Below are 16,265 nucleotides of genomic sequence, written 5' to 3'. Positions count from 1 at the left end.
GATGTTTAAAACCAGGGGATCTCCTCTGCGGGGAAAAGCAGCGGCGTATCCGTCTTGTCCTGTACTTCCCTTAGACTCGATTCGTGCGCGATCTCCCGCAGCATCAGCCCATGGGGCGTCACGTCGATCACCGCCAGTTCGGTAATAATAGTCTTGACGCAGGCCCGCGCTGTCAACGGCAAGGTGCAGTGGGCAAGAATCTTGGGATCCCCCTCCCGGGTGGTGTGGGATGTGGTAACGATCACTCGCTGCGCCTTCTGGGCCAGTTCCATCCCGCCGCCTATGCCGGGCGCCATCACCCCAGGGATAATCCAGTTAGCCAGATCGCCGTTAGCTGAAACCTGCAGGGTGCCGAGAAAGGTGATGTTCACCCGCCCCCCGCGAATGAGGGCAAAGGAAAGGGCACTGTCGAAAAAGGAGGCGCCAGGGGTGATGGTTACATAGTTGGCACCGGCATCGATCAGGTTGCGATCCTCGGTTCCCCTGCTGCAGCGCGGCCCGATGCCGAGGATGCCGTTTTCCGACTGGACGAAGACCTCAATACCTGCCGGCAGATAATCGAGGATCATGGTCGGGATGCCGATCCCGAGATTGATCACCTGTCCCGATTGGATCTCCCGGGCCGCGCGGGCGGCTATCTTCATTTTATAGGGCATGCTGGGGCAATACTCCATATTCCGGGGTGAGTTCATCAAGCTCCACGATATGGTCGACAAAGGCGCCCGGTAGATGGATCTGGTCCGGATCGAGAATGCCGGTGGCGACGACCTTTTCGGCTTCAACGATGACCGTGTCAGCCGCTGTCGCCATCAGGGGACTAAAGTTTCGAGCGCTCTTGGAAAAGATCAGGTTGCCGACCGGGTCGGCAACCGCCGCGTGGATCAGCGCCACATCAGCGCGCAGTGCCCTCTCTAAAATTGCCTCACGCCCGTCCAGATCCACTACCTGCCGGCTCTCGCGCAAAATGGTATCGACTCCGATATCGGTCAAAAAGCCAAGAAGGCCGGCCCCGCCGGCCCGGATCTTTTCCGCCAGGATCCCCTGCGGGTAAAGCAGGACCTCGATCTCCTTCCGGTTCATCATGGCTACCGCCGTCGGATTAAGACCGATGTGGGAGGCGATCAGAGTTTGCACCTGGTCCGCCTCCAACAGCTTGGAAATGCCCATTCCCGGCTCATTGGCATCATTTTTTATCAGCGTGAGTTTTTTTGTCCCCTGCTGTTGCAGGAGATCGATGAGGATAAAGGGCGTACCCGGTCCGCCGAAACCGCCGACCATGATGGTCTGACCGTCCAAAACCTGTCTTAAGGCTTTATCGCCGGATATGGTCTTGTCGATCATAATGGCATTTTGGTGGTCGCAGGCAGTCTGGCCTCGGTGCGTTCCAGAGCGCGTTCCAGAAGCGCCAGCAGTTCATTGATCTCCTTCCGGGTGGAGATCAGCGGCGGCGACACCATCACATGATCCCCCTCCAGACCGTTAATCGGTCGACGCGGGTAGATGATCAGTCCTTCAGCGTAGGCTTCATCTGTCAGGAGAAAGTGCATATTCAGTTCAGCCGGAAACGGTTCGCGTGTTTTGCGATCCTGCACCAGTTCCATGGCGAGCAGCAGCCCCTGGCCGCGCACCTGGCCAATGAACTCAAACCGTTTCCTCAGGCGCTCCAGCCCGTTTTTTAGAACTTTCCCCATCCGCGCCGCGTTTTCGCTCAGGCGGTTTTCGGTGATCACGTTGAGCACCTCCAGCCCGACGGCACAGCCCATGGGGTTACCTGCCATCGTATGGCCGTGGAAAAACCCGCCCTTGTCCATCATTTCGTCCACGTATTCGGTGCGGGCCGCAATGGCCCCAAGAGGATAATACCCGGCGGTCATTCCTTTGGACATGACGACGATATCGGCATCCACATTCCAGTACTCGTAGGCAAACATTTTTCCTGTGCGCCCGAAACCGGTCATCACCTCGTCAAGGATGAGAAAAATACCGTATTTCCTGCAGATATGCTCGATCACACCGAAATAATCCTTGGGCGGGACGACCGCGCCCGTGCTGGCACCGCCGATCGGCTCGGCGACAAAACCGGCAACACTTTCCGGACCCTGCTCGATGATAGCCTTTTCGAGAGCCCAGGCGCATTCAAGGTTGCAGGGCGATTTTTTGTTGAATTGGCAGCGGTAGCAATAGGGGGCCGGTATCTTGGGATGGGACTTGATCATCGGCCGGAAGGGGATTTCCAGCGGGGCGTAAGAGGTGAGCGCCAGCGCCCCAAGGGTTGAGCCATGATAGGAAGGGTTCAGGCTGATAAACTGGTATCTGGATTTCTGACCATGATTAAAAAAATACTGCCGACAAAGCTTGATCGCCGACTCTACCGCTTCCGAGCCGCTGGAGACAAAAAAGACCCGCTGCAGATGGGGCGCCAGAGACTTCATCAGTTCGGCGGAGTACCGGTGAGCCGGCTCATTTTCAAACTGGGTCCGATAGGCGAATACAGCATTGTGAGCCTGCTCGGTGAGCCTGTTGACAACACGTTTGTTGCCATGTCCGATATTGCAGTTGACCGCCCCCGAACTGCCGTCGAGATACTTCTTGCCGGTTTGATCCCAGATGTAGATGCCTTCGGACCTTTGGATGAAAGGCATTTTTTTTCGCGACTGATAGAACAGATAATCGTTTCTGATGATATCGAGGTTATTTATTGGCAATGCGTTTTTTGCCATTTTTCCCGTCCATTGTCTGGTTATTTAATCTCGCCAAGGTTCGAATTTATGTTGCGTTATTTCCAGAACGATCATATATCACGGATAACGTAAACTCCTTACGTTATAAAGTCTAAGTATAATTTTTGAGGTTGTCAATAACATTAACGCTGAAATAAAATGATGTTATACATCTTGAAACAACTCAATTTACTGGCGTTTATATATTTTGGGCGACTGTCTGCAGCCCTTATGCGGTGAGTAAAACAAACAATTGTTGAGAATAGTGGGAAGACCAGTTTCCTGAATAACCAGCGAAATGAAAGGTTTCATCATGGCAAATCGACCAATGGACTATTATGCAAAGACCCTGGAAAAAGGATTGCGGATTCTTAACCTGTTTGATGACAGGAATTCAGCATGGAGTCTGACCGAAGCCGCTGCAAAAACAGGGATCAATCTTACTTCTACGTATAGACTTGTGAACACGTTTATTAAATTGGGGTACTTGAATAAGGACAATAAATCGAAATTGCTGCGGTTAGGACCCATGGCTGTGGCTCTGGGTAACCGTATTCTCAGCGGATTTGACTTTAATCGGCTTATTAAACCGCTTGTGGATGAAATACACAATAAATATCATGTAAGCATCGATGTCTCACTTTTCCAGTCAGGTTTAATGGTTCAAATATATAATATTGAAACTACAACCACCCTGACCTATCATCAGGATGTAATAAGCGATTTTTTGTACTTTACGGCAACAGGGAAGTCAGTGCTTGCAAACCTTCCGGAAGATGAGCTTGAGGAACTGATCAATCACCAATCTTTTGAAATTCGAACTGACCAGACAATTGTCAACAAGGAGGGTTTGTATGCTGATCTGGTTTCGGTCAGGGAAAGAGGGTATGCCATAAACAACGAGGAATATATTAAGGGCCTGATTGCCATAGGGGCCCCCATTCTTAATCAAAACACCGGGCGACCAATTGGTGCGATTTCTTTTACCTCTACTACCTTGGATCATTCCCTGGTGGAATTTGAAGAGAAATATTCCGCGATTTTATGTGATCTGGCCAGAAGGCTTTCCGGGATGACACCTAATGTGTGATCAACCTTGACAGGGTCGCAAAAAGTCCAATCCGGGACTTTTCGCTCCACGGAAAGGGAAAAGCGTGGTTTTCCCTTTCCTCCCAGATCAATGACTTACAGTGCAAGTCATTGATCTGGGCGCCCCGCGCGGGGCGCATTGATGACTTTTTGCAAAGTCATCAACCTTAAATAGAACATTAAGAAGGAAGAAGAAGGGATGATGAACAAAACGCAAATTGAACTCCTCCATCCTTCCTCCCTGTTCCGGCGTTATTAGACCCCAGGAGTCTGTCTTTTCTAAGTGTCGCCGTGTCGAACGGTTTCCTTCGCTGGCCTCTGTACCCTGCACTCTGGATTTTTCTACCATCCCATCGCATACCCGGTCTCGAGCCTCGGTGAGGCGGCCCCGTACATGACCGATGTGGCGGCATCGTACCTGATGCCCAGAACCCGCCCATGGCTCCAGGCGTGGACGACATGGACATCGTGACCTTTTTCCCTGAGAGATTCAACGGTCTCTTTCGAGACCCGGTTTTCAATGGCCATGGCGCCTGGCTCGGCGCTGTGTGGGTGGAAGGACGCCGGGAAGTGGCTGGTATGAAAGTTCGGCGCGTCAACCGCTTCCTGCAAATTCATTTCGAACTCCACGTAGTTGAAAAAGAACTGGAGGGTCCATTGGTCCTGCTGGTCCCCACCCGGGGTGCCGAATACCATGTAAGGTTCCCCGTCTTTCAGGGCCAGTGAAGGGGTCAGGGTCGTTCTGGGTCTCTTGCCCGGCATGAGGGCGTTGGCGTGTTCCGGGTCCAGGGTGAACATCTGCATGCGCGTGCCCAGAGGGAACCCGAGCCCCTCGATGACAGGTGAACTCCGGAACCACCCTCCGCTGGGCGTAGCCGCGATCATGTTTCCCCACCTGTCCACCGCGTCCAGATGGGTCGTGTCGCCCTTGTGGATGTCCATGCCGCCCTCCCTTTTGAGCGGGACACGGGAAGGCGCGTTTCCGGGCCGCAGTTCCATCGAGGCGCGCTCCGGATCGATAAGTCTTCGGCGTTGGGACGCGTACTCCTTTGAAAACAGGACATCGAGGGGAACCTTAACGAAATCGGGATCCCCATAGTACTTTTCCCTGTCGGCGAAGGCAAGTTTGGCCGTTTCAATGAGAAGATGAATATATTCGGGGGAGTTGTGTCCCATGCCAGGCAGGTCGTACCCCTCCAGGATGCTCAGCTGCTGCAGGAAAACCGGCCCCTGGGTCCAGGGACCGCATTTATAAACGTCGATCCCTCTGTAGTTAACTGTTATGGGGTCCTCTACCCGTGTCGCATAACCGGCAAGATCATCTCCTGTGAGCAGCCCCCTGTTTCGTTTACCGGTGGAGTCGGGCCAGCTGGTATTTTGCGAAAAATCGCTGATCCTCTCCGCGATCTCGCCCTTGTAGAAGACCTCGTGGGCTGCCTGAAGACCCTCCTGCCGTCCCCTTTTTTTGCCAGTGCTCTCGGCCTCCAGTAATATTTTAAACATACCGGCAAGATCAGGCTGGACCCAGATCTCGCCCACCTCCATTAACCGGTCCTCAGGCAGGAACGCTCTGGCGGATGTGGGCCAATCGTTAAGGAACTGCGCCGAACTTCGCTCGATGGCAGCCCGCAGCGTCTCGTACATGGGGAAGCCGTTTTGGGCCAGATCGTGCGCCGGTTCCAGCACCCGGGCCAGGTCCATGGTTCCGAAGCGCGACAGGGCGGTGATCCAGGTGGACACGGCATCGGGCACAGCGGCCGCCAACATACCGTCCCCGGGAATGGCGTCAATACCCATTTTCCTGAAGACATCTATGCTGGAGTTAGCGGGGGCGTACCCCTGACCGCTGAGGGCGAGAACCTTTTTCTCCTTTGCCAGGTAGATGAGGATGGGTACTTCCCCCCCGATACCGTAGATGTAGGGCTCGAGGACCGCCAGGGCAAACCCCATGGCCACCCCGGCGTCCACGGCGTTTCCGCCGTCCTCCAGGATGCTTAGCCCGATGCGACTGGCCAGATAATGCCCGCTGGTGACCATCCCGTGGGTCCCCATGATGACAGGGCGTGTGGTGATCATGTCGGTCCCGGACCCTGCCAGGGCGCTGAGAATGTCTTTGGAATCGCTTGATTTCATATTTTTATCCCCTATTCATTTGCTAAACCGTAGGAGATAAAAATATAGTGTCTGGTGTCTGGTGTCTAGTGTCTGGAAAGGACAAAAGGTGATTTACCGAAGGGTACGCAGGTAAACCTTTGACAAAGACACTTTATTCTTCATAGTCTTGGAAATAGAGTTGGGAATAGTGTTGGGTCTTGATATTATCTAGGCAAAAAAATCTTGATGACAAGAACTCTTGGATCTTGGATCCTGGATTTTGGATAATTTGAGATCTGAGATTTGAGATGTGAGATCAGAAAAGAAAAGGGCCGCACATCACGCACGGCCCAGGGAAGTTTACTGTTTACAGTTCACCGTTCACGTTTCACCCTTTTTTAAGTCTCTCTTTCAACGCTTCCACCTGCTTTTTCAAACGATCTGTATAGTGATCCCCGAACTGCCGCAGAAATCTCTCGATGTCCTTCACCTCTGACTTCCAGGCCTCACTATTGACGTTTAATAACGTCTCCAGATCCCCCATCGGGATAGATATCCCTTCAAGGTCCAGGTCTTTTTCCTCAGGCATCATGCCGATGGTGGTTTTTCTGGCCCCGCCCTTGTCGTCTACCCGCTCGCACATCCATTTCAGAACACGGCTGTTCTCACCAAAACCGGGCCAGATGAACTGCCCATTTTCACCTTTTCTGAACCAGTTGACGTAGAAAATTCGCGGAGCGTTTTCACCCAACTTGTCTCCCATCTCGAACCAGTGCTGAAAATAATCACCCATGTTATATCCGCAGAAGGGGAGCATGGCGAAGGGGTCCCGGCGTACCTGGGGAGGAACCATTTTACCGTGTTTGTCAATGATGGCCGATGTGGTTTCGGATGAGGCCGAAGCTCCCATGAAGACCCCATGATCCCAATCGAAGGACTCGTGCACAAGCGGCATCATCTCGGCTCGTCGCCCGCCGAATATGATTATATCAATGGGAACACCGTCAGGGTGGTCCCAACCGCTGAACTCCGTCGGGCACTGGCTAATGGGAGATGTAAAACGTGCGTTGGGATGGGCAGCAGGTTCGTCACTACCCGGGTTCCATTCCCTGCCCTTCCAATCGATCGCGTGGTCCGGCGCTGGTATTCCCATATCCTCCCACCACACGTCCCCATCATCGGTAAGAGCGCAGTTGGTAAAAATGGTCTTCTTTTCCAGCATTTCCATAGCCACAGGGTTGGTGCCGGCCGAGGTGCCAGGGGCCACGCCGAAGAACCCCATTTCAGGGTTGATCGCATGGAGCCGGCCGTCCGGCATGATCTTCATCCAGCAGATGTCATCACCGATGGTTTCGGCCGTCCATCCGGGAATAGTGGGCGTGATCATGGCCAGGTTTGTCTTTCCGCAAGCCGACGGGAAGGCACCCGCGATATGATACTCCCGTCCTTCGGAATTTGTCAGCCTAAGGAGCAGCATATGCTCCGCAAGCCATCCCTCTCTCCTTGCCACAACCGACGCAATGCGGAGGCTCAAACACTTTTTACCCAACAGGGCATTACCGCCATATCCCGAACCGTAGGACCATATCAGATTCTCCTCCGGGAAATGGCTGATATACTTTTGTTCCATGGGTGCGCAGGGCCACGGGACATCCTGCTCCCCGGGCTGAAGAGGCGCTCCCACTGAATGCAGGCAGGGGATGAACTCCCCGTCTGTACCAAGGGCTTCGATCACCCTGTCACCCACCCTGGTCATAATGTGCATGTTGACAGTGGCATAGGGACTATCGGTTATCTGGACCCCGGTCTTGGCCAGAGGAGACCCGATAGGCCCCATGGAAAAGGGAATAACGTACATGGTACGACCCTTCATGCATCCAACATAAAGCCTGGTCATGGTGGTTTTCAGCTCTTGGGGTCCTACCCAGTTGTTGGTGGGGCCAACATCCTCCTGGGAAACGGTGCTCACATAGGTATTGGTTTCAACCCGGGCAACGTCTGTTGGATCAGAGCGAAAAAGGTAGCTTTCGGGTCTTTTCTCCAGGGGAATACCAGCACCTGCCTCAACCATTTGGGCCATGAGGCTATCGTACTCATCGCTGGAACCATCACACCAGTAGACCTTCTCAGGGTTGCACAGATCCGTGATCTCGTCGACCCAACTATTCAAACCTTTATGCTTACACTTTACTGCCATTTACGGCTCTCCTGTTTAATGGTTATAATTTCCGCGTTCAGACAGAAAAAGGCAACCCCCAAGGCGCTGCCGGATACCCTTAGGAACTCCCCTCCTGCTTGTATTATCTATCAGAATACCGTTTTATTGTCCACATACCAGAAATCCAGCAAAAACTTAACACTGGATTTCTGGTATCAAATTTCAAAGTACCAGACCTAACTTCTCAAAACATTTTCACCGTGCCATCCATGTAATACAATGCGAAATCCGGACCTTCCCGGGTCCGGATTTCGACAAACTTCAACTTTGACAACATTTCGAAAACGAAGGCCGAAACGCTGTTAGTGTTCGCACCTCTGAATCAGTACAGGTATCTTGGACTGAGAAAGGACCTTGGTGGCCACTGTCCCGAAAATTGCCCCCGTCAGCCCCATTGAGCCGTGGGTCGCCAGGTAGATGAGATCACAGCTCTTGGCTTTGGATGTCTCAAGAATACCTTCTGCCGGCGCCTTGCCCGTGACGTAGACCACTTCACATGGTACACCCATTTCTCCTGCGATCTTATCGATGGCGGCCAGGGACTTATCGGCTACATCCTTGTGGAGCTCTTCCACGTGATCCATGGCGTGCTGTGCCTTCTCTGCGTCGCTTCCACCCACCAGAAATTGGGGATGGTAGATTTCCAGGATCTCGTGGGGAGTAAGCTTCGGTGTCGAATGGAGAGCCGTCACCTTGGCGCCGATAGCCTTGGCAAGCTCTATACCATGAAAAATAGCGCTTTCGCATGTTCTGACACCGTCTGTCGGTATGAGGATGTTCTTGTACATACGACAACCTCCTTAATTTCAGGCTGGTTAAACTAAGATTAAAAATACTTTCACTAAAATCCCTGTTCGCTTTTCATATAAGCACCCCCTGCCTATCAGGGAGCAGCTTTTTTAAGGCTACCTGGCTTTACGCCATACTGGTTCTGCCCTTTTTACCCTTCTTTTTCAGAGTGGCCTGGGCAGCCGCAAGCCGTGCCACAGGCAACCTGAAGGGTGAACCGCTCACATAGGTAAGCCCGATCTCATCACAGAACTCAACCGAATCCGGATCCAGCTGTTCACCGCAGATACCCATTTTCATGCCCTTTTTAATCTTTCGGCTGTTGTCGATGGCCATCCTCATGAGCGCGCCCACGCCCTTCTTGTCGATGGACATGAAGGGGTCAACCTCGAAGATGCCCTGCTCAACGTAGTAAGGCAGGAACCGGCCCGCGTCGTCACGGGACAGTCCGAAAAGGGTCTGGGTGAGATCGTTGGTGCCGAAAGAATAGAAATCGGCTTCCGGAGCAACCTCGTGGGCCAGAAATGCTGCCCTGGCGATCTCGATCATGGTTCCCACGTCGTATTGGATCTTGGTTTTGTACTTCTTCTCAATGGCCGTCGCGATTCGAACGGTCATCTCTTTCAGGATTGTAAACTCTTTGACGTCAGCAATGAGGGGGATCATGATCTCAGGGAGCGCTTTGATGCCCTTTTTAGCCACCTGGCAGGCGGCCTCTATAATGGCCTGCACCTGCATTTCGTAGATCTCAGGGTAGGTGATGGCAAGCCGGCAGCCTCTGTGTCCAAGCATGGGGTTGAACTCGTGGAGTGCATCGTTCCTGGCATGGATCTTCTTGAAAGAGACCCCAAGGTCACTGGCTATCTCACGGAGTTCTGCGTCGGTCTTGGGAAGGAACTCGTGCAGAGGCGGATCCAGCAGCCGAATGGTCACAGGCTTGCCTTTCATTACCTTGAAAATACCGACAAAATCCGATCGCTGCATGGGCAGGATCTTTTTGAGGGCAGCCCTGCGGCCTGCCTCGTCATCGGAAAGGATCATTTCGCGAACAGCCTTGATCCTGTCACCCTCAAAGAACATGTGTTCCGTGCGCACCAGGCCGATGCCTTCGGCGCCAAACTTAAGGGCTGCCTTTGCATCAACTACCGTATCGGCGTTGGCCCTGATACCCATCTCCCTGAACTCGTCGGCCCACTTCATGATGGTGTTGAAATCACCGCTCATCTCGGCCTGGATCAGGGGAACCGCACCGAGGATAACCTCGCCGGTGGTACCGTTGAGGGTGATAATATCGCCATCCCTTACCGTTTTGGACCCTACCCAGAAGTTCTTTTTCTTTTCATCGATGTTGACCGCAGTGCATCCGGCAACGCAGCACTTGCCCATACCCCGGGCAACCACTGCGGCGTGGGAGGTCATACCGCCCCGAGCCGTAAGGATCCCCTGGGCCGCGTCCATACCCCCGATATCCTCGGGAGAGGTTTCCGGCCTCACAAGAACAACCTTCTCGCCTTTGGCTGCAGCCTTCTCTGCATCCTCTGCGGAAAAGACCACTGTTCCAACGGCAGCGCCAGGGGATGCAGGCAGCCCTTTGGCAATAGCGTTGTATTTGAACTTGGGATCGATGCGCGGGTGCATGAGCTGCTCGATCTGCTCCGGGTCGATCCTCATAACGGCCGTCTTTTTGTCGATGACACCTTCTTTAACCATATCAATGGCAATTTTAAGAGAAGCGGCCGCCGTACGCTTTCCTACCCTGGTCTGAAGCATATAGAGTTTGCCGTCCTGGACAGTAAACTCGATGTCCTGCATGTCTTTATAATGTTTTTCAAGCTTGTTATAGATCCGGTCCAGCTCTTTGTAGGCAGCGGGCACCATCTTCTTCATCTCATTAATGTGAAGAGGTGTCCTGATCCCTGCAACAACATCCTCGCCCTGGGCGTTGATAAGGTATTCGGCAAAGAACTTCTTTTTCCCCGTTGAAGGATCACGGGTAAAGCCCACACCTGTGCCTGAATTATCGCCCATGTTCCCGAAAACCATAGCCTGGACGTTACAGCCGGTGCCGAGATCGTGGTCGATGTGATTCAGGTTCCGGTAAGTAACGGCCCTGTCGCCGAACCAGGAGTCAAAAACTGCGTTAATAGCAAGTTTAAGCTGCTGTAAGGGATCCTTGGGGAAAACCTTTCCGGTCTCCTTCTTGTAGATAACCAGAAACTTGTCCACGAGGACACGCAGGTCGTCGACATCAAGTTCAGTGTCCTCCACAACGCCCTTTTTCTTCTTCATGGCCTCGAGAGCCTTCTCAAATACCGTCCGATCCACACCCATAACAGTACTGCCAAACATGGTGATGAGCCTTCTGTATGTATCGAGAGCAAAGCGCTCGTTGCCGGTCTTTTGCGCAAGAGCCTTCAGGGTCGTATCGTTAAGCCCGAGATTCAGAACAGTGTCCATCATTCCCGGCATGGAGAACTTTGACCCTGAACGAACCGAGAGCAGCAGGGGGTTCTTGGCATCCCCCAGTTTCGCACCCATGGACTTTTCCACCTTCTTCAGGTTGGCAAGAACCTGGTCCCACATGCCGGCCGGGTGCTTCCTTTTGTCATCAAAATATGTGTTGCAAGCTTCCGTAGTGATTGTGAAACCGGAGGGGACCGGGAATTTGAGGTTTACCATGTTGGCAAGGCCCGCCCCTTTACCACCCAGCAAGTCCTTCATTTGCCCGGTGCCGTCAGCTTTCCCGTCACCGAAATAGTAAACATACTTTTTTTTGGACATATGCGACCTCCCTATACTTTTAATGTATTTTTATTTTTATATAAAAGTACCGCGGGAGCCCACAGGCACCCCGGTTCTGGTAAGCGCATCCCTTATTAAGGCCAGCCTTAAAGACCTTAACTGAAAACTTTCATGGCGCAAAGCTTCCCACACATGGAGCACACATCTTCCATGTTCTGCTTTTCGCCCAACCTCTTTTTGACCTCTTTCGGATCCAGGGCGTGAGCGATCTGCCCGTTCCAGTCCAGAGCTGCCCGGCAACGGGACATCTCCAGGTCTCTGTCAATGGCAGCCTGGTTGCCTCTGGAAATATCAACTGCGTGACCCGCGATCCTGCTGGCCATGACACCCCTTCGAACATCGTCCAGGTCCGGGAGAGAGAGGTGTTCTGCTGGCGTAACGTAGCACAGAAAGTCGGCTCCCGCCATACCAGCAAGGGCTCCACCAATGGCACCCGTTATGTGATCGTAACCTGCCCCGATGTCGGTCACCAGCGGCCCCAACACATAGAAAGGAGCGCCGTGGCATAATCGCTTCTGGAGCACCACGTTTGCCTGTATCTGGTTGAGGGGGACATGTCCTGGGCCTTCAACCATTACCTGCACCCCGGCTTCCCATGCACGCAGGGTCAGCTCACCCAGTGTAATAAGCTCCTGAAGCTGCGCAGGGTCGGTGGCGTCCGCGCCACATCCGGGCCGGAGCCCGTCACCCAGACTGATAGTCACGTCGTGCTTCTTGAGGATCTCAAGCATCTCGTCGTAACGGGTGTAAAGGGGGTTCTCCTCACCTTCCCTTTCCATCCAGGCCGCGAGAAGAGCGCCACCGCGGCTGACGATGCGTGTCACCCTGCCTGAACTGCGCACCTTTTCCACACAGGACCGTGTGACACCGCAGTGCACGGTAACAAAATCGATCCCATCCTCTGCGTGACGGGTGATCGCCTCAAAAAGGTCCTCCGGTGCGAAAAGGGCAGGGTCCCCTTTTTTTTCGTAGGCGTGCAGCGCCGCGTCGTACATGGGAACGGTGCCTACAGGAATGGTGGACCGCTTTACGATCTCTTTCCTCAGCTCACCGGCCCCTTCACCGGTGGAAAGGTCCATCACCGCATCGGCACCAGCGTCGATAGCAGCCTCGAGCTTGGCGAGCTCCTGCTCAGGATCGTTGCAGGCCAGACTGGTCCCGATATTGGCGTTGACCTTTACGGAAAACGGTTTGCCTATGCCCTTGGGTTTTAAGGATTTATGAATGGGGTTCGCCGGAATGGCCGATTCCCCGCATGCCAGGGAGGCGCACACCTCCTCCACGCTGAGGCCCTCCTCGGCCGCAACATAACGCATTTCTTCAGTGATCCGTCCTTCCAGTGCCGCTATTCTTTGCGTGCTCATTTTTTAAACTCCATTTTTTATAACCTCGCCAAAATTTCTTTTAGTCCTTTTGCGAGGCGGTCACGCCCTGGGCATGATCGAGGGAGCGAAATAAATTCGTCCCGCACCACAGGGGTGGCCCTTTCCCCAATCCCGCCGGTGCCAGGACTGTTTGACGGTCTTTCTGCAAGTCCATCAATTAAGGGGTACTGTTGTTGTCAAATATCCAGATGATCCATGCCAATCCCCGTTCATCCCCAAGCACTGCACTGCTGATGACGGTCACCTGTACCTCTGGTTCAAGTATAGCGTAAAGCCCTGCCTCATCCGAACAAACCTGGTTCCGCGTCTTTTTAACTAGGCGCCGCGGTAATGCAGTTCATCTTTGACCGGTGTCGGGGCCGCAGTCTTCTTCGCTATTTTCAGTATCGTCACCTTCTCCTCGGCCTTGTGAATGGTACCCTTAAGAACGATCTGTTTACCATCATGAACGACCTCGAGGGTGGGTATGAAGCTGTTGAGGCCGGTTATGATCCGGGCTTTGACCTTGGAGGCCAGTGCTTTCTGGGCCAGTTTTTCGCCGACAGCAGGGGTAAATTTTTTGTCCTTGGCTTCGAGTTCATCAACGAGCATCCTGACAACCTCGTCCATACTCAGCTTGGCGGTGTCAAAAATGATGTCGTAGTATTTGGCCTTGGTCCAGTCCTTGTGATAGATCGCCTTAAGGTAGGCAGCCCTTTCCGCGTCCCCTTCCTCGATCATCTCCCTGGCCGTTTCGGTATCGATACCTTCACGATTGACGATTACTTCAATGCGCTTTTCTACCGGAGCCATGATGCGGACCCTCAGAGCGTGGGGAAAATCGCTCATCATCCAGTTACCGCCTCGCCCCATGAGGACAACGTTGTTCTTCAGGGCGTGCTGGTACATGATGCTCTCTTTCAGCGCCACGAAGCCTGCAAAGGATAGGTCGAACCTCTCCCACATGGAGGGTTTGTGATCGTCCATTTCCTTGCCCCACTTCACCCACTTATCACCGTGCTCCCCTATCTCCTTGAAAATAACTTCCCTTGCCACATATTCATACCCGAGTTTCTCGGCAACAGCCTTTCCTATCTCTTCTCCACCAGCACCGCTTTCCCTGCATATGGTCAATATAGCCATTATTTTTCCTCCTCAGTTACCGGGCCCTGCTCCTGGGCAATCTCAGGATCCGAGTTGTTGTTTTCGGCGTCATCACATATCGGAGCCGGTCCACCCTCAGCGGCCAGTTTTTCCTCCTTGGCTATCTTCAACTTGAGAAGCATCTTACCGACAACAACCACTCCGATGGTGAAAAAGATCTGCACACCGATATCAACAGCGTGGGACGGGTGGAATGTCGTTTCAACCCAATGATCGGTGATCATCATCTCTCCACCCACCTTGCCAAGAATAGCCGCTCCGAGAGTGATGATGATGGGATATTTATCCATGAGCATGGTTAGCAGGGCGCTTGTACCGACAATGAGGGGGATGCTCGTGGCAAGACCGATGATGATCAGGAACATGTTCCCGCTGGCGGCACCTGCGATAGCCAGCACGTTGTCAATGCTCATGACCAGGTCAGCGATGAGGATCACCCTCACCGCCTGCCATATCCCTGCTGATTCTGCTACGTCCTCATCCCCGTGCCCCTCGGTGAACAGTTTCACCGCGATCCACAGGATGAGCGCGCCACCGACGAGTTTTAAAAACGGGACCGTGAGAAGAACTACCGCAAAACCAACAAGCACGATCCTGAGGACCACAGCCAGCGCGGAACCGAGGATGATGCCCCATTTTCTCTCCTTGTGCTCCAGACCCCGAACCGCCAGGGCGATGACGACAGCGTTGTCGCCCGAAAGGATGATGTTGATGATCATGATCTGCATCAGCCCGGCGAAAAAGGCCGCGTCTGTAGCAAACCACCCGAACACACCTAAGTCGATATACATTCAAAACCTCCTACGTCCCGATGATTCCCCTCCAAGAGGATAAAACGGGATGAATTGGGTGCCGGTCTTTTATATATAAGCTAAAACCGGTTATCACTTGTCTCTTCTCGACTCTCGCCTTAACTCGCGCCTTAACTCTCGATATCCTGAGCTCAGATGTTTTTCATGCTCTCCCAGCGAGCTGCAATAGCCTTTTTCAGGAGCGCCTTGGCCTCTTTGGGGTCGGTAGGCGCATAGCCCACCAGCTTCCTGGCCGAGGTGTCGTCAAGCTCCCACGGATCTGCCAGGAAGGGGCTTCCCTTCCACTCACTGGATGGGGTAGACCTGATCTCCGAAGTTGAACCTGTTACTTCCCTGACGATTCCGGCCACCTCGTTCCAGGTGACGTAAACCGTGGCGAGATTGAACGTTTGACCGTAAGCAGATGGAGCAAAAAGACACTTTTCAACACCCTGACAAAAATCCTCAAGGTAAAGGAAGCTGCCACCTGAATCACCCGGGAACTCTAACGGCTTCCCACCGGCGGCGGTCTGTATCATCTCCCTTAAATGTCTTCCACCTATGTCATCTCCGAAAGCCCACCAGAACCGAATAACCGTGGCAGGGAGACCTCTTTCCTTCCAGTACATCAGGCAGAGCTTTTCCGCTGCTGCCTTGGTGATGCCGTAAAGGGGCTTCCTTGCCTCCTCCACAATGAGAGGATGATTTTCGTCAATGGGCGAGTACCTGGGCTTACCGTAAACAACGGCAGTGCTCGTGTAGATCAGGTGCCCTGTTTTTTGTTCGGCCATCTCCTCTAACAGATATATGTGGCCTTTGAGATCCTGCTCGAGTACCTCCAGTGGATCTGCAGAAAAAGACCACGCAAGGTGAATGACGGCATCCATTCCCTGGACCGCATCTTTTGCCGTGGCCCGGTCCTCGAGGTGACCCTGAATAAGGGTCAGATTCTCATTTCCCAGGGATTTCAGTGGTTGGACATCCTTGTCCAGCACCGTAACTTCGTAACCTCTTTTTAAAAGCGAACGGGTGAGGTAAAAGCCGCACGAGCCGGCACCCCCCGTTATCAGGATCCTCTTAGCAGCGCTCATGACAGCGCTCATGACCTACCCCCCTCAAAAAAAGAGTAGCGGCCGGACGTTTAAAGTAAGTCCTTACCCGGCCCACTTCTCCTCAATGGTAATCCCTGAATGTAGTGTCACGCTTACTTCTCTTTAAGATCTGATCCAATTTA

Annotated in this window: 12 protein-coding genes; 1 reads left to right on the top strand and 11 read right to left on the bottom strand. The window is 53.2% G+C overall.

Features of this window, described 5'->3' with window-relative positions; translation table 11 throughout:
* Positions 1-5: 5 nt before the first annotated feature.
* From P1S59_09425 to P1S59_09415, 3 genes are read right to left on the bottom strand one after another with little or no spacing between them, the layout of a single operon-like run.
* On the bottom strand, positions 6-656 hold the full coding sequence (locus P1S59_09425) for a 3-oxoacid CoA-transferase subunit B (GenBank protein ID MDF1526473.1): 651 nt from the start codon (positions 654-656) through the stop codon (positions 6-8).
* Positions 646-1,341 (bottom strand): CoA transferase subunit A, encoded by a 696-nt coding sequence (locus tag P1S59_09420; protein MDF1526472.1) that lies wholly within the window; start codon positions 1,339-1,341, stop codon positions 646-648. Before P1S59_09420 ends, P1S59_09425 begins: the two co-directional genes overlap by 11 nt.
* Positions 1,338-2,720 (bottom strand): aminotransferase class III-fold pyridoxal phosphate-dependent enzyme, encoded by a 1,383-nt coding sequence (locus P1S59_09415; GenBank protein ID MDF1526471.1) that lies wholly within the window; start codon positions 2,718-2,720, stop codon positions 1,338-1,340. The genes P1S59_09420 and P1S59_09415 overlap by 4 nt, the downstream gene beginning before the upstream one ends.
* A 298-nt stretch (positions 2,721-3,018) precedes the next feature.
* Here P1S59_09415 and P1S59_09410 point away from each other — a divergent pair, with 298 nt between their 5' ends.
* Positions 3,019-3,810 carry an IclR family transcriptional regulator gene (locus tag P1S59_09410; GenBank protein MDF1526470.1) on the top strand — a complete coding sequence of 264 codons (792 nt, stop codon included), beginning with the start codon at positions 3,019-3,021 and terminating at the stop codon, positions 3,808-3,810.
* Positions 3,811-4,151: 341 nt separating this feature from the next.
* Here P1S59_09410 and ggt read toward each other — a convergent pair whose 3' ends face one another.
* From ggt to P1S59_09370, 8 genes are all read right to left on the bottom strand, one after another.
* Positions 4,152-5,942 carry a gamma-glutamyltransferase gene (gene ggt, locus P1S59_09405; protein ID MDF1526469.1) on the bottom strand — a complete coding sequence of 597 codons (1,791 nt, stop codon included), beginning with the start codon at positions 5,940-5,942 and terminating at the stop codon, positions 4,152-4,154.
* A gap of 349 nt (positions 5,943-6,291) precedes the next feature.
* On the bottom strand, positions 6,292-8,100 hold the full coding sequence (locus P1S59_09400) for a phosphoenolpyruvate carboxykinase (GTP) (GenBank protein ID MDF1526468.1): 1,809 nt from the start codon (positions 8,098-8,100) through the stop codon (positions 6,292-6,294).
* Positions 8,101-8,423: 323 nt separating this feature from the next.
* Positions 8,424-8,909 carry a universal stress protein gene (locus tag P1S59_09395; GenBank protein MDF1526467.1) on the bottom strand — a complete coding sequence of 162 codons (486 nt, stop codon included), beginning with the start codon at positions 8,907-8,909 and terminating at the stop codon, positions 8,424-8,426.
* A 127-nt stretch (positions 8,910-9,036) separates the two neighbouring features.
* Positions 9,037-11,691 carry a pyruvate, phosphate dikinase gene (gene ppdK, locus P1S59_09390; protein MDF1526466.1) on the bottom strand — a complete coding sequence of 885 codons (2,655 nt, stop codon included), beginning with the start codon at positions 11,689-11,691 and terminating at the stop codon, positions 9,037-9,039.
* A 116-nt stretch (positions 11,692-11,807) separates the two neighbouring features.
* Positions 11,808-13,076 carry a phosphomethylpyrimidine synthase ThiC gene (gene thiC / locus P1S59_09385; GenBank protein ID MDF1526465.1) on the bottom strand — a complete coding sequence of 423 codons (1,269 nt, stop codon included), beginning with the start codon at positions 13,074-13,076 and terminating at the stop codon, positions 11,808-11,810.
* Positions 13,077-13,412: 336 nt separating this feature from the next.
* Complete coding sequence (locus P1S59_09380; GenBank protein ID MDF1526464.1) at positions 13,413-14,219, bottom strand: cytidylate kinase family protein; 807 nt, start codon at positions 14,217-14,219, stop codon at positions 13,413-13,415.
* Positions 14,219-15,031 (bottom strand): TerC family protein, encoded by an 813-nt coding sequence (locus P1S59_09375; protein MDF1526463.1) that lies wholly within the window; start codon positions 15,029-15,031, stop codon positions 14,219-14,221. The genes P1S59_09380 and P1S59_09375 overlap by 1 nt, the downstream gene beginning before the upstream one ends.
* A 152-nt stretch (positions 15,032-15,183) precedes the next feature.
* Positions 15,184-16,122: an NAD(P)-dependent oxidoreductase gene (locus P1S59_09370; protein MDF1526462.1), complete on the bottom strand. Its 939-nt coding sequence runs from the start codon at positions 16,120-16,122 to the stop codon at positions 15,184-15,186.
* Positions 16,123-16,265 lie beyond the last annotated feature (143 nt).

Source organism: bacterium (genome assembly GCA_029210965.1).
In the GTDB taxonomy this organism is placed as follows: domain Bacteria; phylum BMS3Abin14; class BMS3Abin14; order BMS3Abin14; family BMS3Abin14; genus JALHUC01.
This window is presented reverse-complemented; position numbering and strand designations above follow the sequence as displayed.

What these genes read in the sequence shown, in the direction of transcription:
- P1S59_09410 (MDF1526470.1), top strand. Translation starts at nt 3,019, where the DNA reads ATGAAAGGTTTCATCATGGCAAATCGACCAATGGACTATTATGCAAAG.
- P1S59_09425 (MDF1526473.1), bottom strand. Translation starts at nt 656, where the DNA reads ATGCCCTATAAAATGAAGATAGCCGCCCGCGCGGCCCGGGAGATCCAA.
- P1S59_09370 (MDF1526462.1), bottom strand. Translation starts at nt 16,122, where the DNA reads ATGAGCGCTGCTAAGAGGATCCTGATAACGGGGGGTGCCGGCTCGTGC.
- thiC (MDF1526465.1), bottom strand. Translation starts at nt 13,076, where the DNA reads ATGAGCACGCAAAGAATAGCGGCACTGGAAGGACGGATCACTGAAGAA.
- ppdK (MDF1526466.1), bottom strand. Translation starts at nt 11,691, where the DNA reads ATGTCCAAAAAAAAGTATGTTTACTATTTCGGTGACGGGAAAGCTGAC.
- P1S59_09400 (MDF1526468.1), bottom strand. Translation starts at nt 8,100, where the DNA reads ATGGCAGTAAAGTGTAAGCATAAAGGTTTGAATAGTTGGGTCGACGAG.
- P1S59_09395 (MDF1526467.1), bottom strand. Translation starts at nt 8,909, where the DNA reads ATGTACAAGAACATCCTCATACCGACAGACGGTGTCAGAACATGCGAA.
- P1S59_09415 (MDF1526471.1), bottom strand. Translation starts at nt 2,720, where the DNA reads ATGGCAAAAAACGCATTGCCAATAAATAACCTCGATATCATCAGAAAC.
- P1S59_09380 (MDF1526464.1), bottom strand. Translation starts at nt 14,219, where the DNA reads ATGGCTATATTGACCATATGCAGGGAAAGCGGTGCTGGTGGAGAAGAG.
- P1S59_09420 (MDF1526472.1), bottom strand. Translation starts at nt 1,341, where the DNA reads ATGATCGACAAGACCATATCCGGCGATAAAGCCTTAAGACAGGTTTTG.
- ggt (MDF1526469.1), bottom strand. Translation starts at nt 5,942, where the DNA reads ATGAAATCAAGCGATTCCAAAGACATTCTCAGCGCCCTGGCAGGGTCC.
- P1S59_09375 (MDF1526463.1), bottom strand. Translation starts at nt 15,031, where the DNA reads ATGTATATCGACTTAGGTGTGTTCGGGTGGTTTGCTACAGACGCGGCC.